The 24,917-nt window shown below is 63.1% G+C and carries 26 protein-coding genes and 2 tRNA genes; 12 read left to right on the plus strand and 16 right to left on the minus strand.

What is annotated here, in order from left to right; genetic code table 11:
- Positions 1-200 precede the first annotated feature (200 nt).
- The 5 genes from AC56LY_RS23060 to AC56LY_RS23080 form a co-directional block, all read right to left on the minus strand.
- The gene (locus AC56LY_RS23060; protein ID WP_499583418.1) at positions 201-1,157 is read right to left on the minus strand and encodes a fasciclin domain-containing protein; all 957 of its coding nucleotides are present in this window, start codon (positions 1,155-1,157) and stop codon (positions 201-203) included.
- 194 nt (positions 1,158-1,351) lie between these two features.
- Positions 1,352-1,867, minus strand: a complete 516-nt coding sequence (gene msrA, locus AC56LY_RS23065; protein ID WP_499456643.1) for a peptide-methionine (S)-S-oxide reductase MsrA — start codon at positions 1,865-1,867, stop codon at positions 1,352-1,354.
- Positions 1,868-2,020: 153 nt separating this feature from the next.
- Entirely contained in the window at positions 2,021-2,890 is an 870-nt protein-coding gene (locus AC56LY_RS23070; protein WP_499583419.1) for an alpha/beta fold hydrolase, read from the minus strand.
- A gap of 255 nt (positions 2,891-3,145) precedes the next feature.
- A complete protein-coding gene (locus tag AC56LY_RS23075; protein WP_499583420.1) occupies positions 3,146-3,766 on the minus strand; it encodes an SOUL family heme-binding protein in 621 nt (206 codons plus the stop codon).
- Positions 3,767-4,020: 254 nt separating this feature from the next.
- A complete protein-coding gene (locus AC56LY_RS23080; RefSeq protein ID WP_499583421.1) occupies positions 4,021-4,785 on the minus strand; it encodes an HDOD domain-containing protein in 765 nt (254 codons plus the stop codon).
- Between the two features lie 677 nt (positions 4,786-5,462).
- Here AC56LY_RS23080 and AC56LY_RS23085 point away from each other — a divergent pair.
- From AC56LY_RS23085 to AC56LY_RS23095, 3 genes are read left to right on the plus strand one after another with little or no spacing between them, the layout of a single operon-like run.
- Complete coding sequence (locus AC56LY_RS23085) at positions 5,463-5,918, plus strand: hypothetical protein (RefSeq protein ID WP_499583422.1); 456 nt, start codon at positions 5,463-5,465, stop codon at positions 5,916-5,918.
- A 52-nt stretch (positions 5,919-5,970) separates the two neighbouring features.
- Complete coding sequence (locus AC56LY_RS23090; protein ID WP_499583423.1) at positions 5,971-6,612, plus strand: hypothetical protein; 642 nt, start codon at positions 5,971-5,973, stop codon at positions 6,610-6,612.
- Positions 6,609-7,379, plus strand: coding sequence for an 8-oxoguanine DNA glycosylase OGG fold protein (locus AC56LY_RS23095; RefSeq protein WP_499583424.1), 771 nt, complete (start codon positions 6,609-6,611; stop codon positions 7,377-7,379). The genes AC56LY_RS23090 and AC56LY_RS23095 overlap by 4 nt, the downstream gene beginning before the upstream one ends.
- Positions 7,380-7,575: 196 nt before the next feature.
- Here the strand turns inward: AC56LY_RS23095 and AC56LY_RS23100 are convergent.
- Both AC56LY_RS23100 and AC56LY_RS23105 read right to left on the minus strand, forming a co-directional pair.
- A tRNA-Phe gene (locus AC56LY_RS23100) sits at positions 7,576-7,651 on the minus strand.
- A 58-nt stretch (positions 7,652-7,709) separates the two neighbouring features.
- A complete protein-coding gene (locus tag AC56LY_RS23105; RefSeq protein ID WP_499560560.1) occupies positions 7,710-8,195 on the minus strand; it encodes an acyl-CoA thioesterase in 486 nt (161 codons plus the stop codon).
- A gap of 183 nt (positions 8,196-8,378) precedes the next feature.
- On the opposite strand from AC56LY_RS23105, the gene epsC reads away from it, so the two are divergent.
- Both epsC and AC56LY_RS23115 read left to right on the plus strand, forming a co-directional pair.
- Positions 8,379-9,320 (plus strand): serine O-acetyltransferase EpsC, encoded by a 942-nt coding sequence (gene epsC / locus AC56LY_RS23110; protein WP_499456663.1) that lies wholly within the window; start codon positions 8,379-8,381, stop codon positions 9,318-9,320.
- A gap of 10 nt (positions 9,321-9,330) precedes the next feature.
- A complete protein-coding gene (locus tag AC56LY_RS23115; RefSeq protein WP_499583425.1) occupies positions 9,331-10,035 on the plus strand; it encodes an alpha/beta fold hydrolase in 705 nt (234 codons plus the stop codon).
- Between the two features lie 4 nt (positions 10,036-10,039).
- On the opposite strand, the gene uvsE is transcribed toward AC56LY_RS23115, so the two are convergent.
- From uvsE to AC56LY_RS23140, 5 genes are all read right to left on the minus strand, one after another.
- On the minus strand, positions 10,040-10,954 hold the full coding sequence (uvsE, locus tag AC56LY_RS23120) for a UV DNA damage repair endonuclease UvsE (RefSeq protein ID WP_499583426.1): 915 nt from the start codon (positions 10,952-10,954) through the stop codon (positions 10,040-10,042).
- A gap of 83 nt (positions 10,955-11,037) precedes the next feature.
- On the minus strand, positions 11,038-11,895 hold the full coding sequence (locus AC56LY_RS23125; RefSeq protein ID WP_499583427.1) for a CAP domain-containing protein: 858 nt from the start codon (positions 11,893-11,895) through the stop codon (positions 11,038-11,040).
- A gap of 22 nt (positions 11,896-11,917) precedes the next feature.
- Positions 11,918-12,502 (minus strand): lipocalin family protein, encoded by a 585-nt coding sequence (locus AC56LY_RS23130; protein ID WP_499583428.1) that lies wholly within the window; start codon positions 12,500-12,502, stop codon positions 11,918-11,920.
- 80 nt (positions 12,503-12,582) lie between these two features.
- Positions 12,583-12,924, minus strand: coding sequence for a zinc ribbon domain-containing protein YjdM (locus AC56LY_RS23135; protein ID WP_499574384.1), 342 nt, complete (start codon positions 12,922-12,924; stop codon positions 12,583-12,585).
- Between the two features lie 63 nt (positions 12,925-12,987).
- A tRNA-Phe gene (locus AC56LY_RS23140) sits at positions 12,988-13,063 on the minus strand.
- A 174-nt stretch (positions 13,064-13,237) separates the two neighbouring features.
- Here AC56LY_RS23140 and AC56LY_RS23145 point away from each other — a divergent pair.
- The 5 genes from AC56LY_RS23145 to AC56LY_RS23165 all read left to right on the plus strand — a co-directional run bounded on the left by AC56LY_RS23145 (position 13,238) and on the right by AC56LY_RS23165 (position 19,112).
- Positions 13,238-14,467, plus strand: coding sequence for an FAD-dependent monooxygenase (locus tag AC56LY_RS23145; RefSeq protein ID WP_499583429.1), 1,230 nt, complete (start codon positions 13,238-13,240; stop codon positions 14,465-14,467).
- An 11-nt stretch (positions 14,468-14,478) separates the two neighbouring features.
- Positions 14,479-15,213, plus strand: coding sequence for a DsbC family protein (locus AC56LY_RS23150; protein ID WP_258837381.1), 735 nt, complete (start codon positions 14,479-14,481; stop codon positions 15,211-15,213).
- Between the two features lie 5 nt (positions 15,214-15,218).
- Positions 15,219-15,821 (plus strand): nucleotidyltransferase family protein, encoded by a 603-nt coding sequence (locus AC56LY_RS23155; protein WP_499583430.1) that lies wholly within the window; start codon positions 15,219-15,221, stop codon positions 15,819-15,821.
- A 51-nt stretch (positions 15,822-15,872) separates the two neighbouring features.
- A complete protein-coding gene (locus AC56LY_RS23160) occupies positions 15,873-17,693 on the plus strand; it encodes a M61 family metallopeptidase (RefSeq protein ID WP_499583432.1) in 1,821 nt (606 codons plus the stop codon).
- 93 nt (positions 17,694-17,786) lie between these two features.
- The gene (locus AC56LY_RS23165) at positions 17,787-19,112 is read left to right on the plus strand and encodes an amidohydrolase (protein WP_499583433.1); all 1,326 of its coding nucleotides are present in this window, start codon (positions 17,787-17,789) and stop codon (positions 19,110-19,112) included.
- 36 nt (positions 19,113-19,148) lie between these two features.
- On the opposite strand, the gene AC56LY_RS23170 is transcribed toward AC56LY_RS23165, so the two are convergent.
- Positions 19,149-19,535: a Fur family transcriptional regulator gene (locus tag AC56LY_RS23170; protein ID WP_258837384.1), complete on the minus strand. Its 387-nt coding sequence runs from the start codon at positions 19,533-19,535 to the stop codon at positions 19,149-19,151.
- 163 nt (positions 19,536-19,698) lie between these two features.
- Here AC56LY_RS23170 and AC56LY_RS23175 point away from each other — a divergent pair, with 163 nt between their 5' ends.
- Both AC56LY_RS23175 and AC56LY_RS23180 read left to right on the plus strand, forming a co-directional pair.
- The gene (locus AC56LY_RS23175; RefSeq protein WP_499583434.1) at positions 19,699-21,798 is read left to right on the plus strand and encodes a TonB-dependent receptor domain-containing protein; all 2,100 of its coding nucleotides are present in this window, start codon (positions 19,699-19,701) and stop codon (positions 21,796-21,798) included.
- 154 nt (positions 21,799-21,952) lie between these two features.
- On the plus strand, positions 21,953-22,417 hold the full coding sequence (locus AC56LY_RS23180) for a MerC domain-containing protein (RefSeq protein ID WP_499583435.1): 465 nt from the start codon (positions 21,953-21,955) through the stop codon (positions 22,415-22,417).
- 12 nt (positions 22,418-22,429) lie between these two features.
- Here AC56LY_RS23180 and trpC read toward each other — a convergent pair whose 3' ends face one another.
- The 3 genes from trpC to AC56LY_RS23195 form a co-directional block, all read right to left on the minus strand.
- On the minus strand, positions 22,430-23,230 hold the full coding sequence (gene trpC, locus AC56LY_RS23185) for an indole-3-glycerol phosphate synthase TrpC (RefSeq protein WP_499583436.1): 801 nt from the start codon (positions 23,228-23,230) through the stop codon (positions 22,430-22,432).
- Between the two features lie 16 nt (positions 23,231-23,246).
- A complete protein-coding gene (gene trpD / locus AC56LY_RS23190; RefSeq protein WP_499500760.1) occupies positions 23,247-24,284 on the minus strand; it encodes an anthranilate phosphoribosyltransferase in 1,038 nt (345 codons plus the stop codon).
- Between the two features lie 68 nt (positions 24,285-24,352).
- The gene (locus AC56LY_RS23195) at positions 24,353-24,916 is read right to left on the minus strand and encodes an anthranilate synthase component II (protein WP_183553782.1); all 564 of its coding nucleotides are present in this window, start codon (positions 24,914-24,916) and stop codon (positions 24,353-24,355) included.
- Position 24,917 lies beyond the last annotated feature (1 nt).

A 24,917-nucleotide genomic window follows, 5' to 3' on the forward strand; every position in this document is an offset into this window, starting at 1 on the left:
AAGGGTGTCGTCAACGTCATGGACGCTGGCAGCCGGGAGCGTCAGTACAGGCACGCGGCCTGGTGCATATTGCCTGGTTGGTCTGCGCCCCGGTCTGGACTAGCCGCCGGGGCGCTGCCATGGAAGTGTTTGTCATACCTGTTTCACAGTGCCTTTCTTGCCGCGAGAGGAGGCCTGCATTGCCATGGCCGGACGTTTACCTATCTGGGAATCAATACCTTTCCGATGACGTGAATGACGCCGTTGCTGGCGCGGACGTCAGTTGCCAGGATGGTTGCCGGCGCTGCCGTGGTGTCGGTGATCGTCAGATTGCGGTTGATGGTGATGGTCTGGGCCGGAACCGTCGACCCGTCGAGGGCTGTCGTCGCCAGAGTGGCCACCGGCGTGCCAAACGGTATGGCAGTAGACAGAACCTGTGCCGGTAGCACGTGATAGGTCAGGACCGACGTGAGCTGTGGTCTTGTCAGGCCCGTGGGCGCCGAGGCGAATGCGGCATTGTTGGGTGCAAAGACGGTAAAGGGGCCGCTTGCACTGAGCGCAGGCGCCAGGCCGGTTGCCACGACTGCGGCGACGAGCGAGCTGAAAGATGCGGGATTGGTCTGGGCCATCTGCACGACATTAAGCACGCCGGGTGGTATCAGGACCTTGTCGATGGCGTGGATGATGCCGTTGTCGGCGTATACATTGGCCGTTGTCACGCTGGCCCTGGCCAGGACGGCGTCGGTGAACGCGACGCCAGAAGAGGTGTTCAATGCGAGTCTGGCAGCTGCGCCGTCGAAGACGTAAGCTGTCGTCACGGTTGCGCCGGCAGTGCTCAGCGCTGCCGAGGACCTGGCGCCGGGGATCACATGGTAGCGCAGTATCTTGCCCAGGTCTGCCGCTGGCAGTGCTGCCACCATCGCGCTGGCATTGGTAAAACCAAGTTGTGTCGCCAGTGCACCGAAGGCCGCGTCGGTGGGCGCCAGAACCGTCAGGTCGGCATTTGCGGCGGTCAATGTACTGGCAATGCCTGCCTTGTCGACTGCCGCCAGCAACGCGGTGAAACCATTTTTTTGAGCCACCTCGGCCACATTGCCGAGATCATCGTCACTGCTTCCACAGGACGACAGAAGAACAGCCAAACTCAACGCACCAAGCCATTTCAAAACAGATCTCATGGTTGCACCTCCGGAATGAACGTCCTTTTTGGACTGAAGTTCATCCGTCGGAGTTCCGCTTCAGCGTGCAACCAATGGTCGGGATCAACCGGATAGGGTTTAACTTGAGTCACCACATCAGCTTTTCCATCGAGCCACCGAGCCGAGGATATTGCATCCTCGGCCGGCAACCCAACAATCCGGCCGTGCCGGGCTTACGTCGATTCCTGGCGCGAGGGCAGCTTCCAGTCCGGGCGGATGAAGTGGCAGGTGTATCCGTTCGGAATGCGTTCCAGATAATCCTGGTGTTCCGGTTCTGCTTCCCAGAAAGGCCCCGCTGCAGCGATCTCGGTGACAGCCTTGCCCGGCCAGAGGCCGGATGCGTCGACGTCGGCAATGGTCTGCTCGGCCATCTGCTTTTGCGCGTCGTCGAGATAATAGATGGCGGAGCGATAGCTCATGCCCCGGTCATTGCCCTGGCGGTTCGGGGTAGTCGGATCGTGGATCTGGAAGAAAAATTCGAGAATCCGGCGATAGCTGATCTGGCTTGGATCGAACACCAGTTCGAGTGCTTCTGCGTGCGTGCCATGGTTGCGGTAGGTAGCGTTGGGCACATCGCCGCCGGTGTAGCCGACGCGTGTGGACAGCACGCCAGGCATGCGGCGCAGCAGATCTTCCATGCCCCAGAAGCAACCTCCGGCCAGGATCGCAGTTTCAGTTTGTTGTGTCATTGAGTTCCTTTGCTTGGACAAGTCGTGAGTCGATAACGTCTATCTTCCCACGTTGACGCATTCGTCGTCGCACCTGCCCTATTTTTGCCGGATGACAGCCTCGCAGCCGACCGGCATCGTTGCTTGACACACCGACGTACCGGGCCGTGAAGATCAGCGGGCGGGCAATTGCAGACTCAGGGATTGTTCAAGATGGGGCTCATCACGCGCGCAGGCAAGTCCGGCAGCAGCAGTGGCATGCGCGCCAGACAGTGCGCTCAGAATCAGCTGGGCGGCTTCCGCCGGCGCGTCCCAATGCGGGAAATGGCCGCATCGCCCGAACCAGTGCAATTGAGCATCCGGAAACAAGGCCAGTGCCCGCTTGGCCTGCCATGGGAAGCAAACCCGGTCACGTCGTCCCCAGCCAATGACAAGCGGATGCGTGATGCTGTTGCGGGGCGCACCTTGCTGCTCCTCTCCATAAGCGAGCTGAGCGAGCATTTCGTCAAACACCGGCGAGGCCACGTAACTGCACAATTCATCGGTCACGATGTCCGGCGCAAGCTTCGTTGGTCGGGAAGAGAATTGCGCCAGCAACAGAGCGCGGCCAATCGGGTTGGCGCAGATTTCGGGCAATACGGGGCGTAGCAGTCGCAGCAGCCGGATCGACAAATAAATCGAGCTGAAGAATGCGTGACGCTCCCATCCCTGCCAGAACCCGCCCGGATTGAGCGCCACCACGCCGCCAACGACGCCACCGCGCCGCGCCAGTTCCAGCACCAGCCGCGCCCCCATCGAGCTGCCGACTGCATCGATGCCGGTCAAGCCCTGGGCGTGGAGAAAGGCGGCCGTTTCATCTGCCAGCGTGCGGATCGAGGTTTCGCCAGCCAGCTTTGGTGTCTGGCCAAAGCCGGGCAGGTCCACCGCGATGACTTCGCGCCTGGTCGCGAGATCGGCCAGAATGGGATTCCAGCTCTGCCAATGGCCACCAAGGCCATGGATCAGGAGCAAAGGCTTGCCGGTGCCGCAGCGAATGTGATGCATGATCGATCCTTTCACCGCACGGGTGTGCGTATGCGGTAAGCGTACCGCAGCGGGTGTAACGACTGCGTCCGTTAGGATTCTTGCGGGGTGGGGAGGGAGGGCGGGCACGCTACAACTGGCGCTTGCCGACCACGTTCCGTTCAGCAGTCAGGATTCGATCGCCGCCCTGTTCGGCGAACGCAAACCGAGGCTGTCGGGCTGGTCAAATGGCGGCGCATGCCCGCGCGTCGGTAACAGGCGCCGACGCGGCGCCGTTCAATCGAGTTTGAGCCAGATCTCATTGCGCCGCATGAACCATGGCGTCATCGGGCTGTTGTAGCGTGACAGCACCGGTTCGCCGGTCCAGCGGATATCGGCTGCACGCAGCGCCGCTTGGAGTTCCCCCAGGTGCTTGTCGTAATTGGCTTGCGACCAGAAGCCGGAATACCTGATCACCGCCACCTGTGTGGGCGGCACTTCGCACAGCCTGATGCGCGGATCAAGCGGGAGCGGTGCATTGTCCATATTGATCTCCTTGGGCAGGACGAACTGCACCAGGATGCCGTCAGGACCCGTGCTCTGGGTCACGGGCGCCGTCATGTCCAGCTTGGCCGGGACCTGCGCCTGGGTCACCGGGGCGGTCATGGCAAGCTTGCGTTCGCCCTTGTTCTTGCCAAAGATGTAGCCGGCCAAAATGGAAAAGGCGCGGTTCCCCGCGTCATCGGCGGGCGGTGGCATCACCACCTCGGCGACGGTGTAGGCCGCGTACTGGCGAATCTCGAATGTGGGGTAGGACCGAACAATGGTGTAGGCGGGTTCTTCGACCGCGTGGCTGGCTGCGGGCAGCAGTGCCAGCGCCAGAACGCAGGCAAGGCCGATCAGCTGTCGTGCGCGCATGGCCGGGCAGCGCGGCGGGATGGTCGGGTGGGGGCGGTCATGGCGCGCTTTCCTGAGACAGTGGGCATGGCAAGAGCATACACTTTCACCCACGCGGCGCCGGGCCTGCAGGACACCAGGAGGCGTGGCGTTTCAGTCGGGCGTAGCCGATGACCTGAATAACGCCGATCGCAAGCAGGCTTGCGAGTCGACTGCCCAGGCTGCCGGTCGCGCGCATCGCCAGACGACTTTGACGTTGAGCGCGACCAGGCGAGTCATGGTGCGGGCGAGAAAAAAGCGTGGGATGGAAACTTTTTGTGCATCCACTCGCGGTTCAGCTGCAGAGCCGTGACGACGTCTTGCGGCAAGCTCTCGAGAATGGCCGGATCGTCGCTCGGTGTGTCGGCCAGCAGGCTGGCCAGGTGGATGATGGCACCGAGTTTGCTGAACGGGTGGGCGGCCATTGGATCGGATGCACTTTCTAATGCGGTCACGATGACGACTGGGAAATTCCAGCGACGACAAAGTTCGGCGGTAATGTGCCCCTCCGAAAAGCCCAGCAGTCGCGTTTCGCGTTCCCACCGGCCGCCCGGCAGGTGGGGTTGCGCCTCGATCTCGGCAAACGTTGTCGGCGCCGCCTGGTAGATCAGCAGTTCGCCAAGCCGCATCATCATGCCTGCGAGCCAGGCATCCTTGCCATCGTCGCCCAGGCAGACGGCCAGCCACTTGGCGTAGCCGGCGCAGGCCATGCTGCTTTTCCAGAACTCGTCGCTGTCGAGGCCCGGCAGGTCGGGAAAGGTTTCGGCGAAGCAGGCAGCCAGGGCCAGGGTGCGTACGTGCCCAAGGCCCGCCATCGCGATGGCATCGTCGAGTGACGTTACACCACGCGCAGCGCCGAAGCGGGCGCTATTGGCCAGGCGCATCAGTTTGGCGGTGAGGGCGGGGTCGCGCGCGATGATCGCGCTGATTTGAGTGGCCGACGCATCCTCATCATCGAGGGTTTTGATCAATGCATGGGCGACTTCTGAAATGACGGGCAACTTTACTGCTTGAAAAAAAGACGATAACTCGCTCATGACGACTCTCCAACGGAACATCGCCGCTGCGACAGGTTGACGGTCGCGCGATGGGGTGAAATTGAAATTTCACGATATCATATTTGTTTCTCTTGGGAACTAGATCAGGAAATTATTTCCTGGGCCGGATACAGGATAGCGGATGCCAGAAAGCCCGCTTGGTCTAGTCTATGCGGTAAGGACCTTTGCGGCCAGCGTCGCCTCAAGGGCGACGTGCAGACAGGCCGTTGGCTCATCTAGCCGAAATGGAATCTCCTTACCGCAAAGGTTAGGATCTTCATGGATTTTCTGTTGGAAAAGATTGGCAGGATGCCAGATTGGACCGGGTCCTGAACATCAAGTCGCCTCCAACAAGACGCGGTCAACCGGAAATAGACCGCCACGAAGACATCGACAGTAAGAAACAAAAACGCCCACTCGCGCGAGTGGGCGTTGCGTGAACGATGTTCTTGGTGGCCCGGGGTGGAATCGAACCACCGCACAAGGATTTTCAACAATGTGCTCCACGTAAAGCCCACTTCTTAGTCGGGTGTTTGTACTATAAGATATATGTAGATATATAGTTTACAGTAGTTATGTATTAGATATATGATACATACTATGAACCGTAGCGTTTATCTCTCAACCGCGAAAGGAAATCTATGCCTAGCACTGAATCATTCAACAAACTGGAAAACGCGCTGAAGAATCTGAAGTCCGATGGAGTGCTTGTCCGTGGAACAGAACTGCTGGTGGAAGCTGTTAAAGATCACCTCAATTGGTCGTATGCACAAGTGGCGAAAAAAGCGGAAGTGAGCGTTCCTGGTCTAACCCGTTGGCGAACGCGTGATGCGGGTGAAGCTGCACGCGTAGAACCATTGATTGTTCTGGCCAAGCATCTGAAAGGAGAGAGTCCGGACGCGCGGAACGACTCTGGAGAGGAGCCAGTGGACGAATTGAGCACGATTGAAGCGATTAAGGCACTCTCACTTCGCCAGATAGAAGAACACTTATCCCGAAGCCTTGAAATGCTTTTGCCTGGTCATCTTCTCGATTGCTCAATTCTTGGGCTTAAATTTGATGAGAAGTCGGCGACGCTTGAAATTCAGCTGTCATAACAAAAGCGCGATCAGGTCACGTTTGGCATGAACTCATTTAGTGAGGACGACTATGTTTAATGAAATGGTTCAGCTGCCGCGCACGGCTGTCGACTTGCTGGAGAGCGGGGACTTGTCGGACATTGACTGGCGAGGCTGGTACCGCCTGTACCTCGACCTTGAGAAGTTTATCGGCGCCGCAGCGTCGCTCCTGCAGTTTTTGGAAAATGGCCCCGAAGGGCTATTGACGAGCGATCCAGAACGGCGTTACGTCGATAGCTGCAACGACGCCTTCGCCGAGCTCAACGGCAAATTTTCTGCTCTTTTGCAAAGCGTGTTTGGGTTGATGCGGCGAGCGAGCCGCTCGCCAAGTTGCATCGGTTCACAAGCGCAGCTGATCAGCCATCATTGCCATCCGAAGAGCTATTGGAAGATGTGCTGGGATCATGTTTGTTTTACTGGACGCGTCAGCGCAGACGCCTCGCGTCTTGACCGCCAAGTGCTGCGTATGCATCCTGCGCCATCCCGTCGAATGATGGAACGGGATATTGAGCCACAGTTGTATCAGTCTGCCAGCATAGATATTTCAAATTCTGTTTTGCGGAAGGAGGCGGCTACGGTGGCCCACGCCTCTCTGGAAGGGTGGACTGCCACACATCAAGTGCTGCGGCAGATTTTGCGCGAGCGGTGCACTATAGGGGACTTGGTACCATGACGATCACTTTCCACGAAGAGCGTTTGAAGCAATTCCTCGCCATTCCGTTTGAGCATCAAACATTCGCCTATGCGAAAGCGCCTCAGGATTGGGTACGTTCTATGGGTTTGGAAGGTGTTGATTTTGCTGACACCTTACCCACGGCAGCACAAACCCGCGAGGACGTGCGGCAGCTATGCCGGAACGAAGACTTCACCCTCATGTACCGCTACATTTGTGTCATGGCGTGGGGAAACCAGGGTGCGGGAAAATCACGTAAGCATGCCCAGTGTGCATGGGGCGAGCGCGAGCGACTGACGCCAATTCTTGCGGCAATTACAGCCGGGGCCTCCAGCCGCGCGGACGCTTACGCTTTATTTTGTGGCGCAGGAGCTGTTGCGGGTCTCGGTCCGTCCTATTTCACGAAGCTGATTTATTTTTTCTGGCCAGACGAATGCTGTTACATCATGGACCAGTGGACCGCGAAGTCGATTAACTACTTGTACGGAGAGAAGTTCGTGCCAATGACTGGCAGCTATGTCGCTACCTCCGCAGATGGAAAGCATTACGAGCGCTACTGCCAAGCTGTTGAATGTCTTGCTGGCTTAACGGACGCTCGTGAGCGCTTGAGTGGGTCTCAGACAGAAATGCGTTTGTTTTGCCATGGCGGTAGGTCGCCGGGCCCTTGGCGAAAAATCATTCGTGAACACGATCGCTTCAAGCAACAAACAATAATAACCAAGACCATCCCTAACGAAATGCTAAAGCTGACGGGAAATGGCTCTTGAGATTCGCTGTGGTATCCGGCGCCTCACTAGAATGCAAAACCGCTGGGCTGCACGGCCTATTTGCGTGGCCACTTCATTCCTGAATGCTTGGCAATGCGAGTCTTGCTAGTACGAAAATGTACCGGACACGAGGACTGTGGACACTGGAAACAACAACGCCAACCACTGATGGTTGGCGTTGCGTAATCGATATTCTTGGTGGCCCGGGGCGGAATCGAACCACCGACACAAGGATTTTCAATCCTCTGCTCTACCAACTGAGCTACCAGGCCAAGAGCGCGCAATTATAGCAGCGTTTTTGGCAAGCAGACAATCCTCCCGCGCCGATACTCAACCCTTGCTGCTGATCCGCCGCGCATGATCGCGCTCGAGCGCCAGGCGCAGGTCGCGGCGCCCCTTGGCTTCCTCGAAGCGGCGCACTTCATCCGGCGTTGACGGCACCAGCGGCGGAATCGAGGCCGGCTTTTTGTCGTCGCCCACCGCCACCATCGTGAAGAAGCAGCTGTTCACGTGCCGCACGGCCTTGCTGCGGATGTCTTCGGCGATCACCTTGATCCCGATTTCCATCGAGCTGCGGCCGGTAAAGTTCACTGCGGCCAGAAAAGTCACCAGTTCACCAACGTGGATCGGCTGGCGGAAGGTCACCTGGTCGACGCTCATCGTCACCACGTAGCGCCCGGCATAGCGGCTGGCGCAGGCATAGGCTGCCTGGTCGAGCAGTTTCAGGATGGTGCCGCCGTGCACATTGCCGGAGAAATTGGCCGTGTCGGGCGTCATCAGCACTGTCATGCTGAGCTGGTGGGAGGGCAGGTTCATGGTTGCAATCAATACAAGTGGCTAGGCGAGTGCTGATGTTGCCTCAGAAACTGCTGCGCGGCAAGGTCAGCCGTGGCCGTCGTGATCTGTTGACCCGGCGACAAAAAGATAGCCCGACAAACGCGCTGACCGAAATACCCATAAAATCGTGGCATCACCATGCAAACCCGCTAGGCTCGGCAAATGAACAGCGAACTCCCATACCAAGGTGGATCGGTGCAGTGGCACCTTGGTCCCGTTATCGATGCATTGCGCACCTCGCGCGAGTCGACCCACAATATCCGGCACCAGGGCCGCGTGCGCGAGCTCCCGTCGCGCGATGTGCTGCGCCAGATCGTCGATGGCCTGTCGGCCGCGCTGTTTCCCACGCATTACGGGCGCCCCGACCTGAACGACGAGAGCATCGACTACTACGTTGCCGATACGCTCAACGTGGCGCTTGACCGCCTGGTCGAGCAGGTACGGCGTGCGCTGCGCTTTTCGCCGGCGGCGCCGTCCGAACTGACCGGTGCGGACGCCCAGCGTGAAGACCTCGTGCTGGCCGAGCGCGCCCGCGCGATCACGCGCGAGTTCGCGGCCCGCCTGCCTGACTTGCGCGCATTGCTGGTGTCGGACGTGCAGGCCGCGCTCGCAGGCGACCCGGCCGCTACGTCGGTGGCCGAGATCATGCTGTGCTATCCCGGCACCATCGCCATCCTGTACCACCGCATCGCGCATTGCCTGACGCGCCTGGGCGTGCCGTTCCTGGCGCGCGTGGTGGCCGATATCGGCCATTCGCTTACCGGCATCGACATCCACCCCGGCGCGCAGATCGGTGGCAGCTTCTTCATCGACCACGGCACCGGCGTCGTGATCGGCGAAACCGCGATCCTCGGCGAGCGCGTGCGGCTGTACCAGGCGGTCACGCTGGGCGCCAAGCGCTTCCCGGTCGATGACAGCGGGGCCCTCGTCAAAGGCATTCCACGGCATCCGATCGTCGAGGACGACGTCGTCATCTATGCCGGCGCCACCATCCTGGGCCGAATCACCATCGGCGCCGGGTCGACCATCGGCGGTAATGTCTGGCTCACGCAGAGCGTCCCGCCGGGCAGCAATGTGTCGCAGGCGCAGATGCGCAATACCTGATCGTCAAGCGATGACGATTCTGCTGGTACCCGGCTACATGGCCGATGACACGCTATGGGACGACCTGCGCGCGCCGCTCGCGCCATTCGGTCCGCTCGTGCATGCCGACCTGCGCCACGACGCATCGCTCGAAGCAATGGCCGCGCGCGTGCTGCGCGATGCGCCGCCGTCGTTCATCCTTGTCGGCTTTTCGATGGGCGGCTACGTCGCGCGCGAGATCGTGCGTAAGGCGCCCGAACGGGTGCAAGCGCTGGCACTGATCGCCACCTCGACCCGGCCCGATACCGATGCGGTCAAACAAGGCAAGCGCGCGGTGGCACGCTCGGCGCCGTCGGTGTCGTTCGCGGGCCTGAGCCGCACGGCGATCGCCACGTCGCTGCATCGTAAAAATGCGGGCGATGACGCGTTGATCGAGCGTGTACGCCAGATGGGCGTGCGGCTGGGGGCGGAGGCATTTCGCAACCAGTCGATGGTCGAGCGGCCCGGCGACCTGCATCTGCTGGACCAGATCCACTGTCCGACGCTGATCGTCTCGGCCGGGCAGGATCGTCTGCGCAGCCTGGAAGAATCGCAGGAGCTGCATGCGGGGATTGCCGGGTCAACGTTGGCCGTCATCGAAGACAGCGGTCACATGATCCCGATCGAAGCGCCACAGGCGCTGGCGGATGTGCTGACGCCGTGGCTGGAAAGCGTGTCAGCCTTGCACGGCGGCTGAACGACTACACCGCGGCGGGCGTGACTTTCTCACACCAGCCGTGCAGGCCGCGGATCGCGTCTTCCTTGTGCTTGGCCTCGATCTCGATCCATGGCGCCTGCAGGTAGGAAGACGGCATCACCGAAATCAGGTCGGAATGCTGGCGGTCGTTGAAGCCTTCGCGGCCGTTCGAGATGTGCACCAGCTGGTGCGCGGGATCGGGCCAGGTCGCGCGAGCCTTGGCCAGAGTTTCGGCCACGCTCGGGTGGTCGTAGCTGTCGAGCTTTTCATGAACGATGTGGTGGTGGGCGTCGAACACCATCGGCACGCCCGCGCGCACGCACACGGCGTGGATCTCGTCGGCGCTGTACGCGTATTCGTCGTTCTCCAGGCACAGGCGGCTGCGGATCGCTTCAGGCAGTTCGGCGATGCGGGCCACCAGCTGATCTTCGCGGTCGGATTTGCCGCCGTGGATTTCCAGCAGCGCCCAGGGTGAGCGCGGTTGCTCCAGCAAATCCATGATGTCGGCGTGCATCTGCAGGATCTTGACGCTGTTGGCGACGACGTTCTCCGAGTCCGAGCTCAGTACCACGAACTGGTCGGGATGCATCACCAGCCGGATCCCGCGTTCGGTCGCGCGCCGGCCCGAGCGGCCCAGGGTGTCCTTGAATTTTTCCAGAATCGCCAGGCCGAACGGCTCGTCGGCGAAGGGGAAGATCGACGACGGCATCCGGTACAGCTTGATGCCTTCGCGCTCGCAGTAGCGCAGGGCGTTGTCGAGCGTCTGGATATTGTCGCGGTAGATGTCTTCCAGCGCGCGCTGCTGGCCGTCTTCGGACAGGTCGAGCAGGCGCTTGCGGGTAATCGTGCGATACCGCACCTCTTTCGAGACGGTGATGCAGACAAGGCCGAGGTGTGGTTGCGTGGCGATCAGGGTCATGGTGCAGGCAAGTCTAGCCGAAGCAGCGTTGACGAAGAGCGCGCCTGGGTTCGGAACCAGGGTCGAAAGCGGGGCAGGGAACGTTACCGCGGCGTGCCGAACACCTGGGTCCAGTAGATGATGCCCGCCTGCCGGTCGGCCGTCACTCCGTAGGCCGCGCCCATTTCGGTAAAGTCGGCTTGCATGATGTTGGCGCAATGCCCCGGGCTGTCGATCCAGCCGTCGACCGCTTCCTGTGGCGAGTGCTGGCCGAAGGCGATGTTTTCGCCCAAGCGGTGCCAGCGGTACCCGGCGCGCGTGGCACGATCGGCCGGGTCGCTGCCGTCCTGTGCATAGTGGTTGAAGTAGCGGCGCGTGGCCATGTCGTGGCTGTGTGCCAGCGCGGCCTCGCCCAGCACCGCGTTCCATCGCAAGGGCGGCGCCGGCGCAAATGCGCGGTCGCCGCACATGCGTGCGCTGGCGCGTGCAACATTGACCGCCTCGAGGATCGCGCGGCCGGCGTCGCGCCAGTCCGGGTACGTGGTCGATGGCAGGGGCGGCGCCGGGCGGGCCAGCACGACGGTCCAGGTTGCGCCTTCGCGGTAGCTGCCCACGGCCGAGAATTGTTCGCTGCGCAGCACCTTGCAGTACTTCTGCTGCAGCACCTTCATGGCGGCCACGGCATCTTCCGGACCGGTGACGTCGACGGAATCCGCGTTATCGGCGGCGTAGCCGGCCTGCGCCAGGGCCGATTCGATGAAGGTCCCGAAGCCGATCCGGATCTGCGCCAGGGCCGGCTCGGCGATCAGCGGCGTCACCGGCGCGACGGGTGCGCCGTCGCAGTCGGCCGGCTTGGCGCGGTAGGCATTGATCAGTGCTGCCAGCGGATCGGCAGCAAGCGGCTGGGCCCAGGCTGGCGCGATCGATGTCAACAGGCCAAGCCCGAAGAGGGCAGCGCGCATGACCGATCGCTTCACCGGCCGGTCACTGCCCGGATTGCGGCGCCACCGTATGCGGGGTGAGCACGAGTTTCGAGGTGTCGAGGCCCTGGGCCTTCAGGCGTGCCAGCAAGGCGTTGTATTCGGCCGGGGCGACCTGGGGCGTGCGCGACAGGATCCACAGGTACTCGCGCTTGGGCTCACTAACTGCAGAGAGCTGGTACTTGTTGTCCAGATCGATCACCCAGTAATCGCCCCACACCATCGGGATGAACGACAGGATCGCCGGTGCGAAGCGCACCTCGAGCTTGGGCGACGTGGCCGCGCCCGGCTGGCGCGCGACGCCTTCGGCGGTATCGATCTTGCCGTCGGCAGTGCGGCAGCGGTTGATGACCTTGACCCGGCCGTCCTTGTCGAGGTTATAGGTCGCGCTGGTGTCGCCCACGCATTTCTTCTGGAATTCGTTGGGGAACTTGGCGATTTCGTACCAGACGCCCATATAGCGGGGCACCGCGAGCGATTCGATCGGCTGCAATGGCTTGGCGGCGTCAGCAGCCAATGCCGACCCGGCGCAGAGGCCAGACAGGGCGAGCGTGGCGCACGCGGCAAGGAACGATGGCTTGGCAAACATGGGAACCTCTTGTGATCTTCAAGGCTCCCAGAATAATGACAAAGCCGCCATGGTGTCGCATGGTTTACAGCGCCACGCCATCACACCTTGCGCACGAACTCCGTCTTCAGACTCATGGCGCCGAAGCCATCGATCTTGCAATCGATGTCGTGATCGGCGTCAACCAGGCGGATGTTCTTGACCTTGGTACCCTGCTTGATCACGCCGCCCGAGCCTTTTGGCTTGAGATCCTTGATCACGGTAACGGTGTCGCCATCCTGGAGGATGTTGCCCGACGCATCTTTGTAGACGCGCGCGGTCTCGGTGCTAGCTGCGCCCGCGATCGGCCACTCGTGCGCGCATTCCGGGCAGACGTACTGGCCGGCGCCGTCGTCATAGGTGTAGGCCGATTGGCAGAGGGGGCAGGGCGGAAGGGTATGCATGAGTGGCCTTGGAATGCAAAAACGCCACTCGGTGGTGGCGTTTTTTGCGTGTTGCTGAATTCTTGGTGGCCCGGGGCGGAATCGAACCACCGACACAAGGATTTTCAATCCTCTGCTCTACCAACTGAGCTACCAGGCCAAGAGAGGCACGATTATAGCCAGCGTTTTTCAGTTGCGCAAGTCCTCTTGCGCGCGCGGCAGCGCAAACGTGGCGTGTGCGTCGCTGTCGGGCTGAACGGCCTGTCCCGCTCACCTGCGCGGGTGCGGTCCCGCCGCCCGGCCCCCGGCACCGGCATATCGCTATAATGCCTCCATGACCACGCCCACGACCTCTACCATCCGGACCGACGTCTGCATCGTCGGCAATGGCGCTATCGCCAAGACGGCTGCCCTCGGCTTCGCCCAGGCCGGCCATAGCGTGACGCTGCTGGCGCCGCCGGCCCGGCAGGCGCCCGCTGCGGCTACTGCGCCGGCAGCCGAGCGACCGTGGGACGTGCGCGTGTATGCGCTCAATCACACGGCGCATGACCTGCTGTCGTCACTGAAGGTATGGGACGCCCTCGACATGGCGCGCATCGCCCCGGTCGACGCGATGGACGTGCATGGCGACGGCGCCGATGGCGGCAGCCTGGGCTTCGATGCCTTCGGGGCCCGGGTCGGCACGCTCGCATGGATCGTCGAAGACCAGAACCTGAACGGCGCGCTCGATGCCGCGCTCCGCTTCGCGCACAATGTGCAGCGCGTCGAAGGCCGCGCCTGCGAGCTCACTTGCAGCGACAGCGGCGCCGCCGTTCGGCTCGAAGACGGGCGCCGTGTCGAGTGCGCGCTGCTGGTCGGCGCGGACGGACGCGAATCGTGGGTGCGCGGGCAGTGCGATATCGGCGTCGACTACCGCATGTACCACCAGAGCGCCATCGTCACCAACTTCGCCTGCGACAAGCCGCACCATGGCGTCGCGCACCAGTGGTTTACCGGCTCGGACGGCATCATCGCGCTGCTGCCGCTGCCGGGCAACCGCGTCTCGCTCGTGTGGTCGGCGCCGGAAACCCTGGCCGCCACGCTGATGGAAGAGTCGCTGGGCGAACTGGCGATCCGGCTTGGCGAGTACGCCGACGACAAACTGGGCACGCTGCGCCCGTTGCAGCCCGACGCCGTGGCCGCCGTGCCGCTGGCGCTGATCAAGCCGCACGCGATGGTGGCGCCGCACGTGGCGCTGGTAGGCGATGCGGCGCACGCCGTGCATCCGCTGGCCGGCCATGGCATGAACCTGGGGTTTGGCGACATCGTCGACCTGCTGGCCATCGTGCGTGACCGCGAAGAGCGGCGCGCCATTGGCGACGAGCGGGTGCTGGCGCGCTATGCCCGCAAGCGCAAGGAAGAGGTGCTGCTGATGCAACTGGCCACCGACGGACTCGAACGCCTGTTCGGCGCGAACCTGGAACCGCTGCGCGTGGTCCGGAATATAGGTCTGAACCTGCTCAATAACATGCCGGCACTGAAGCGGCGCCTGATGGCTCATGCCATGGGCAAGTCATCAATTTGAGGAATACAAGCATGCTTAAAATGAAGATCGCCGTCCTGCTGGCGACTGGCCTTCTCGCATCGTGCGTCGATGCGCAGACCAATGTCGAATCGACCATCAAGAAGGCGCTCGAGCCGCGTCTGAGCGGCGCGAAGATCGAGTCGGTCAAGGAAACCCCGTATTCGGGCCTGTACGAAGTGCGCGTCGCGGGCGACATCCTGTACACCGACAAGAAGGGCGAGTACCTCGTCATCGGCCAGGTGTACGACGTGAAAAGCTCGCGCAACCTGACGCGCGAACGCATCGATGAAGTCAACAAGATCAAGTTCTCCGACCTGCCGCTCGAGATGGCGCTCAAGCAGGTCAAGGGCAACGGCAAGCGCGTGATCGCGGTGTTCGAAGATCCGAACTGCGGCTACTGCAAGCGCCTGCGCCAGACCACGCTCAAGGAGATCGACAACGTCACGATCTACACCTTCATGTACAACATCCTGTCCGAGGATTCGTCGGTGAAGTCGAAGAACATCTGGTGCGCGTCCGACCGCAACAAGGCGTGGGACGACTGGATGATCGCCGGTAAGGTGCCGCCAACCACGCCGGCTGCGTGCGAATCGCCGAACGAAAAGGTCCTCGCCCTGGGCCAGAAGCTGCGCATCACCGGCACGCCGGCGATCTTCTTCGCCGACGGCTCGCGCATCCCGGGCGCGATCGACCTCAAGGCGCTCGAAGGCAAGTTCGATTCGCTTGAAGGCAAGGCCGGGAAGTAACCGGCGTGGCGCCGCGCGAGGGCATCACGTTCACCGGCATCCTGCTGGCCGCAGGGCGCGGCCGGCGTTTCGATCCGGCCGGTGTACGCAACAAGCTGCTCCAGCGTTTGCCGGGTGGCGACTTTGTCGTGGTGGCCAGCGCGCGCACATTGCTGTCGGTGCTGCCGCGCGTGGTGGCGGTGGTGCCGCCGGGCGATGGCGGCGTGGCCGATGCGCTGCGCGCGCTCGGTTGCACCGTCACCGTGTGCCCGGACGCCGACAGTGGCATGGGGCTGTCGCTGGCGCATGCGATCCGTCATGCGCCGCTCCCTGCACACGGCGCTGGCGGCTGGCTGGTGGCGCTGGGCGACATGCCGTTCGTGACTGAAGCCACGCTGCAGGCGCTGGTCCACGCGATTGGCGAGGGCGCCGGGATTACGGCGCCGCTGTTCGATGGCCGCCGTGGCAATCCGGTCGCGTTTGGCGCCATCCACCACGGCGCCTTGCTGGCGCTGGACGGGGACCAGGGCGCGCGGCGCCTGCTGGCGAGCAGCCCGGTGACCACGATCGCCGTGCCCGACCCCGGCATCCTGCGCGACATCGATACCCAAGGCGATCTGCCAGCCTGAATCCGCTTACACTATTGTCCATACGGCGCGACCCGAGACCAACCCCAGATCATGAAAAAGCCATCACAAAAAAAACAGAGCGCAATTCACTACACCATCGTCCCGCGGGACCTGGCCGGTCACCTGTTCAACGTCACGCTGACGGTGGCCAATCCCGATCCTGACGGGCAGACCTTCGCGCTGCCAGCCTGGATCCCGGGCAGCTACATGATCCGCGAGTTCGCGCGCAATATCGTGCGTATCCGCGCCGAGCGGGCCGGTGCCGCCGTGGCACTGACAAAGCTCGACAAGCACACGTGGCGCGCAGCGCCTGGCCTGGGCGCGCTGACGCTGCACTACGAGGTGTATGCGTGGGACCTGTCGGTGCGCGCCGCGCATCTCGACCAGACCCACGGCTTCTTCAACGGCACCAGCGTGTTCCTCCGCGTGGTGGGGCAGGAAGCGACGGCGCACCAGGTCGACATCCAGCGGCCGGGCGATGCGGCTGCCCGCACCTGGCGCGTGGCGACCTCGATGAAAGAAGCGGGCGCCAAGCGCTACGGCTTTGGCACCTATGGCGCGGCCAACTACGATGAGCTGATCGACCATCCGGTCGAGATGGGCAACTTCGAACTGGCGACATTCGAAGCGCACGGCATCCCGCACGACATCGTCATCACGGGCCGCGTGCCCAATCTGGACATGGCGCGCCTGCAGGCCGACCTGAAAGCTATCTGCGAAACCCAGATCGCCTTCTTCGAGCCGCTGACCAAGCGCGCCCCGCTCGAACGTTACGTGTTCATGACGATGGCCGTGGGCGACGGCTACGGCGGCCTGGAACACCGCGCCTCGACCGCGCTGATCTGCGCGCGTGCCGACCTGCCCACCACGGCAAACCAGAAACCCGGCGAGCCGGGCGAAGGCTATCTGCAGTTCCTGGGCCTGTGCAGCCACGAATACTTCCATACCTGGAACGTCAAGCGCATCAAGCCGGCCGTGTTCGCGCCGTACGACCTGCAGGTCGAGAACTACACGCCGCTCCTGTGGCTGTTCGAGGGCTTCACCAGCTACTACGACGACCTGATGCTGGTACGCGCCGGGATCATCGGCGAAACGACGTATTTCAAATTGCAGGCCAAGTCCATGTGCGGCGTGCTGCGCGGCAGCGGGCGCCTGAAGCAGAGCGTGGCCGAGTCGAGCTTTGACGCCTGGAGCAAGTACTACCGCCAGGACGAAAACTCGCCCAATGCGATCATCAGCTACTACACCAAGGGTTCGCTGATCGCGCTGGCATTCGACCTGACGATCCGTGCCAAGACGGGCGGGGCAAAGTCGCTCGACGACGTGATGCTGGCGCTGTGGGACCGTTACGGGCGCGACTTTTATCCGAGCGTCGGGCGCGGCGTGACCGAGCACGAAGTCGAAGCGCTGTTCGATGAAGTCAGCGGCCTGAAACTGAGGAACCTGTTCGAGCGCTATGTGCGCGGCGTCGAAGACCTGCCGCTGGCCAAGCTGTACGCGCCGTTCGGCGTCAAGCTGGTCGACGAGCGCAAGACCGGCAAGGCCTCGCTCGACGCCGGCATCGGGCGCGATCCGCTGGGCGCCAAACTCACGCAGGTGCACGAAGGCGGCGCCGCGCACCTGGCCGGCCTGTCGGCCCTCGACGTGGTCATTGCGATCGACGGGCTGCGCGTGAACGGCAATCCATCGAATGTCGATGCGCTGCTGGCGCGCTACCGCGTCGGCGACCGCATACCCGTCCACGCGTTCCGGCGCGACGAACTGATGGCGTTCGACGTCACGCTGCAGGGTGACCGGGTGCCGGTGATCACGCTGTCGCAGGCAGTGGCAGGGCGCAAGCCGGCAGCGCTCAAGCGGCCGAGCGCCGTCTAGCCGCACCGGGCGGCGGGCAGGACCCGCCGCCCGTACCATATAGCAATGCAGCATGCTATCGTTGTGGCCTGTTCAACACGACCGCAAGAGCCCATGCCGATCCTGACCCGCATCGCCGCCGCAGCCTGTGCGCCGCTCCTGGCACTGTCCGCAACCTCCGCCCTGGCCCAACCGGCCGCCCCGCTCAAGAACGATGTCGTCACGCGCGTGGACGCCATGTATCCGTGGCTCGACACGATCTACAAGGACCTGCACGCGCATCCCGAGATCGCCTTCCAGGAAGTGCGCACTGCCGGCAAGCTGGCCGCCGAGATGCGCAAACTCGGCTTCACCGTCACCGAGAAGGTCGGCAAGACCGGCATCGTCGCGGTGCTCAAGAACGGCGCCGGCCCCACCGTCCTGGTGCGCACCGACATGGATGGCTTGCCGATGGAAGAGAAAACCGGCTTGCCGTACGCCAGCCGCGCGCGCGCCACCAGTGAAGGCCGCGACAGCTTCGTGACCCACAGCTGCGGCCACGACATCCACATGACCAGCTGGCTCGCCACCGCGCGTACGCTGGTCGAACTGAAAGGGCAGTGGAAGGGCACGCTCGTGTTCATCGGCCAGCCGGCCGAAGAAATCGTCTCCGGCGCCAGGGCGATGCTGGACGACGGCCTGTTCAAGCGCTTCCCGAAACCCGACTACGCGTTCGCGCTGCATTCGTGGCCGCTGGCGCATGGCACGATCGGCTACAACGACGGCCCGGTATCGTCCAACTCCGACTCGCTCGAGATCACCTTCAAGGGCCGTGGCGGCCATGGTTCGGCACCCGACAAGACCGTCGATCCGATTGCCATCGCGGCGCGCTTCGTCGTCGACGTGCAGACGGTTGTCAGCCGCGAGAAGGACCCGAAGGAATTCGGCGTCGTCACCATTGGTTCGATCCAGGGCGGCACAGTGGGCAACATCATCCCCGACAGCGTGCAGGTGCGCGGCACCATTCGCTCCTACAGCCCGCAGGTACGGGCCAGGCTGCTCGAGGGCGTGCGCCGCGTGGCGGAAGGGTCGGCCGCAATGGCCGGTGCACCGAAACCCGAGATGCAGATCGGCGGTGGCGGTCAGGCCATCGTCAATAGCACGGAGCTGGTCAACAAGACCGAGGTGGTGTTCAAGGAAGCGTTTGGCGCCGACAAGGCCCATCGCATGCCGGCCATGACGGCCAGCGAAGACTTTTCGCTGTACGCGAACGAAGGCGTACCGTCGATGTTCTTCTTTACCGGTGTGTATGACCCGAAGGATGTCGCCGCGGCCGAACAGGCCGGCGGCAAACCGATCGCGTTCAACCACTCGCCGTTCTACGCGCCGGTGCCGGAGCCGTCGATCAAGACGAGCGCCCAGGCGATGACGCTGGCGGTGCTGAACGTGCTGGGTAAGTAAGATGCATGACGCGGCCCTTCACGGGCCGCGCTGCCGTTACGGCGCGGCCTTGATGCAATCGGCGCAGCGGCCGTACAGCGTGAGTTCATGGCGCTCGACGCTGAAGCCTTTCGGGGCCATGTGGTCGATGTCGCCCGGGCAGGCGTGCACGTCGAACACGCGCTGGCAGTTGGTGCACTGGAAGTGGTGGTGATGGTGCTCGGCCACGCTGGTCGATTCGTAGCGGGCGCCGTCGCCCGGCAGCGTGACGACCTTCAGCGCGCCGTCGTCCACCAGCGACTTGAGGTTGCGGTAGATCGTGGCCATGCCGATCTGGCTGACGGCCTGGCTGGCTTCCGCCAGGATCTCTTGTGGCGACAGTGGGCGGCGTGCATGCTCGATCGCGTGCAGGATGGCTGATTTTTGGCGTGTATTGCGTTGCATAGCCGAAGAATACCTGAAAGCGCGACCCTTCGGCCAGAAGGGGGTTGAATCCTTATTGATAATGGCCTATCATCTCGACGTTAATGATAATGGCTTATCACTAGACGCGTCCGCGCCCGGTGACCTGCCGCCTGCCGTTCATCTCATCATCAAGGATTTCACCATGTCGCATTTCACCTGCAAGCGCACGCCACTGACCCTGGCGCTGATGCTGGCCTTCGGCGCGCCGCTGGCCGTCCATGCCCAGACGACGGGCCGCATGGCGGCGGACCCGGACAGCGTGCCAACCGTGGTGGTGTCGGCCAGCGCCCTGGGCGTGGTACACGACGACATGATCACGCCGGTGACGTCGCTCGGCGGCGCCGAACTGGTGCGCGCACGCGAATCGACGCTGGGCGAAACGCTGGCGCATCAGCCGGGCATCACGTCGAGCCACTTCGGCACCGGCGCCAGCCGCCCGGTGATCCGTGGCATGGATGGCCCGCGCGTGAAAATCCTGTCGGACGGCGCCGAGATCCAGGATGCCTCGACCATCAGCCCCGATCACGCCGTTGCATTTGAACCCGTGCTGGCCGAGCGTATCGAAGTATTGCGCGGCCCGTCGGCGCTGGCTTACGGCGGCGGTGCGGTGGGTGGCGTCGTCAACATCATCGACCGCAAGATCCCGACGGCGATGCCGGAAAACGGCCTGGAAGGCAGCGCCGAAATCCGCGCCAATTCGGCCGCGCGCGAAAAGACCGGCGCTTTTGAATTCACCACGGCCGCCGGCAGCAACGTCGCGCTGCACCTGGAAGGCGTCAAGCGCGATGCGGGCGACTACCGAGTCGGCAAGGACTGGGTCGATGGCCGCCGCGTGCTGGGCAGCTACAAGGAAGGCGAGACCGGCACGGTCGGCCTGTCGTGGATCGGCAAGAACGGCTACCTTGGCGCGGCCTTCACGAAAGAGCGCACCGAATACGGCATCCCGGGCCACAACCACGAATTCGAAGGCTGCCATCCGCATGGTGTCCAGCTGCACTGCGGTGGCCACGAAGAAGAAGAGGGCCACGACCACGAGGAAGAAGAACACGACCACGACCATGAACACGAGCACAGCGACGTCCCGGTCGTGAAACTCGACAGCGAGCGCTGGGACGTGCGCGGCGAGTACCGCAATCCGGTGGCCGGCATCGAGCGCGTGCGCATGCGTGCCTCGTTCACCGAGTACGTTCATGATGAGCTGGAAGAGAACGTGGTCTCGACGTCATTCCGCAACAAGGGCATTGACGCCCGCCTCGAGGCGGTGCACGCGCCGATTGCCGGCGTGCGCGGCGTGTTCGGCCTGCAGACCACGCGCCGCGATTTCTCGGCGCTGGGCGAAGAGGCGTACGTGCCACCGACCCTCACCAAGAAGCATGCGGCGTTCCTGACCGAGGAATACAGGCTGCAGGACTGGCGCTTCGAGGCCGGGCTGCGCCACGAGTGGCAGGACATTGAGGTCGATGCGCCGGGTCTGCTTGACACCGATGCGCGCGGCACGTCGGCGTCGGTCGGCGCGGTCTGGAAGCTCACGCCGGGCTATTCGCTGGGCACGTCGCTCTCGCGCAGCCATCGTTTGCCGACCGCCGAAGAACTGTATGCGGACGGCGCCCACCTGGCCACGTCCACCTACGAGATCGGCAACCAGGACCTGGCCAAGGAAACCTCGAACAACGTCGACCTCACGCTGCGCAAGTTTGATGGCGACACGACGTTCTCGGTGAGCGCGTTCCGCAACAAGGTCGACAACTACATCTATGCGCGCACGCTGGACAGCGAGGATGGCTTCCAGCTGGTGCAGTACACGCAGCGTGACGCGTTGTTTACCGGCGTGGAAGGCGAACTTCGCCAGAAGCTGTCGTCCAGCCTGAGTGCAACGGTATTCGGAGATTACGTGCGCGCCCGCTTCGATGGTGGCGACGGCAGCCGCAACCTGCCGCGCATCCCGGCCAGCCGCATCGGCGTGAAGTTCGATGGTGACTGGAACGGCTGGCACGGCATGGTGGAGTTGTACCGCGTCGGCAAGCAGGACAAGCTGGCCGAATACGAGACCGAAACGGGTGGCTACAACATGCTCAATGTCGGCACCCATTACTCGACCCGCATCGGCGGCGTGCCGACGCAGTTCTATGCGCGCCTGAACAACCTGACCGACGAGCTGGCGTTCAGCCACACGTCGTTCATCAAGAATGCGGCGCCCCTGACCGGCCGCAATATCACGGCAGGTATTCGCGTGATGTTCTGACGTTGATTGCAACGCTCGCGGCGGCGCACGGCAGATTTTGCCGTGCGCCGTTTGTCGTTTGGGCTCTCGTATCGCACGCACGATTCGTCATGCAGATTGAATCGCTAACGATAATGGGTTATCATTAGATTCTAATGATGATTGGAACAGGGCTATGAATCACCCAGGCAAGAACGCTCTGACCAAAACCGCACTGATCAAATTCGGCGATATCGCCGGCATGACGGCATCCGTCCTGTGCCTGCTGCATTGCCTGGCGATGCCGCTCGTGATCCTGGCATTTCCCATGCTGGGGCTCGCCCACGCGCACGACACGTTCCACGACACGCTGATCGCAGCGATCACGCTGCCGGTGCTGCTGGCGCTGGTGCCTGGCTATCTGCGGCACCGTGACAAGACAACGCTGCTGATTGGCTGCGCCGGTCTGGCGCTGTTCCTGGCGGCCGTGTTCATTGTCAGCCCGCTGCTGGGCGAGCACGCCGAAGCGGCTGTCGCTGTCCTCAGTGGTTTCATGCTGCTGTACGCGCACCTGCGCAACCGCCGGTTCTGCAAGCGTTGCACGACGCGTACGCGGCATGACGGTAGTCACGCGGCGCCTGCGCCGTGCAATGTGCGTTAAGCGTTCGATTTTTTAGGCGAACAGGCGCGCCAGTTCCTGACCCGGATTTTCGGCGCGCATGAATGCTTCGCCAACGAGGAAGGCGTGCACGTTTGCGTCGCGCATACGCTGCACGTCCTGCGGGCCGAGGATGCCCGATTCGGTAACCACCAGGCGCTCTGGCGGAATCGCTGCCAGCAGGCCGAGCGTGGTGTCGAGCGTGACATCGAACGTGCGCAGGTTACGGTTGTTGATGCCCACCAGCGGCGTACGCAGTTGCAGGGCCGCGTCGAGTTCTGCGCCGTCATGTACTTCGACCAGCACGTCCATCCCCAGCTCCAGCGCGCACGCTTCCAGTTCGGCCATCAGGCCGTGGTCCAGTGCTGCCACGATCAGCAGGATTGCATCGGCGCCCATCGCACGCGCTTCATAGACCTGGTACAGGTCGACCATGAAATCCTTGCGCAGGATCGGCAGGTCGCAGGCGGCGCGCGCCTGGCGCAAGTACTCGCTCGAGCCCTGGAAGAAATTCACGTCCGTCAGCACCGACAGGCATGCAGCGCCATGTTCGGCGTAGCTCTGCGCGATCGCGGCCGGCTGGAAGTCGGCGCGCAGCACGCCCTTTGATGGCGAGGCTTTCTTGACTTCGGCGATCACGCCGGCCTGGCCCGCGGCGATTTTCGCGCGCAACGCCTGCTCGAAGCCGCGCAGGCTGCGGCGCGCGTCGCCATCGCTTTCCACTTCGTGGCGCAGGCTATATAAATCGCGGTGCTTGCGCGCGGCGGCCACTTCGTCGGCCTTCACGGCCAGGATCTTGTCGAGGATGTCGGACATGCTGGTGCTTTCGGTATCAGTTGGCCGCGCCGAGCTGGCGCGTGACCTGGACGAACTGTTCGAGCTTGGCGACCGCCGCGCCCGAGGCGATGGCGGCGCGCGCCTGCTCCAGGCCTGCGCCGATCGAGTCGGCCACGCCGGCGGCGTACAGCGCGGTGCCGGCGTTGAGCGCGACGATGTCGTGCGCCGGACCGGGCTCGCCGCGCAGGGCTTCGAGCACGCGCGCCTTGGATTCTTCGGCGTTGGCCACCTTCAGGTTGCGGCTCGAGACCATTTGCAGGCCGAAGTCTTCCGGGTGGATTTCGTATTCGCGGATCTCGCCGTTGACCAGTTCACCGACGATGGTGCCGGCGCCAAGTGAGACTTCGTCCATATTGTCGCGGCCCCAGACCACGACCGCATGCTGGGCGCCGAGGCGCTGCAGCACGCGCACCTGGATGCCGACCAGGTCGGGGTGGAACACGCCCATCAGGATGTTCGGTGCGCCGGCCGGATTGGTCAGCGGGCCCAGGATGTTGAAGATGCTGCGCACGCCCAGCTCGCGCCGCACTGGCGCCACGTGCTTCATCGCCGCGTGGTGGTTCGGTGCGAACATGAAGCCGATGCCGGTCTGCGCGATCGATTGCGCGATCTGTTCGGGCGTCAGGTCGATGTGGGCGCCGAAGGCCTCGATCAGGTCGGCGCTGCCGGACGACGACGAGACGCTGCGGCCGCCGTGCTTGGCCACGCGTGCGCCGGCGGCGGCGGCAACGAACATCGCCGCGCTCGAGATATTGAAGGTGTTGGCGCCGTCGCCGCCGGTGCCGACGATGTCGAGCAGGCCCGTGGTGTCGGCCATCGGCACCTTGGTCGAGAACTCGCGCATCACTTGCGCGGCGGCGGTGATTTCGCCGATGGTTTCTTTTTTCACGCGCAGGCCGACGGTCAGCGCCGCGACCATGGTCGGCGACATCTCGCCCGACATGATCTGGCGGAACAGCGACAGCATCTCGTCGTGGAAGATTTCGCGGTGTTCGATACAGCGCAACAGCGCTTCTTGTGGGGTGATCGCCATGATGGGTCCAGTGTGCAAACGTGGTTTGGGCATGGCGCCGCCGGATGCGGCGCGCATGCATGGGCGCATCAGCGCGTCAGGAAGTTCTTCAGCAGCGCGTGGCCGTGCTCGGACAGGATCGACTCGGGGTGGAACTGCACGCCCTCGATGTCGAACGTCTTGTGGCGCACGCCCATAATCTCGCCGTCGTCGGTCCATGCGGTCACTTCGAGGCAGGCCGGCAGTGACGCGCGCTCGATCGCCAGCGAGTGGTAGCGGATCACCGTGTAAGGGCTCGGCAGGTCCTGGAACACGCCTTCGCCGATGTGCGCGATGGTCGACGTTTTACCGTGCATGACCTGCTTGGCGCGAATGACCTTGCCGCCGAACGCTTCGCCGATGGCCTGGTGGCCGAGGCACACGCCCAGGATCGGCAGCTTGCCGCCGAATTCGCGCAGCACGTCGAGCGAAATGCCGGCATCCTTCGGCGCCTTCGGGCCCGGCGAGATGCAGATACGGTCGGGCTTCATGGCCGCGATCTCTTCGAGCGTGATCTCATCGTTGCGCACGGTGCGCACGTCTTCACCCAGTTCGCCGAAGTACTGCACGATGTTGTAGGTGAACGAGTCGTAGTTGTCGATCATGAGCAGCATG

This window comes from Telluria sp. ZT3P25, from assembly GCF_059685895.1.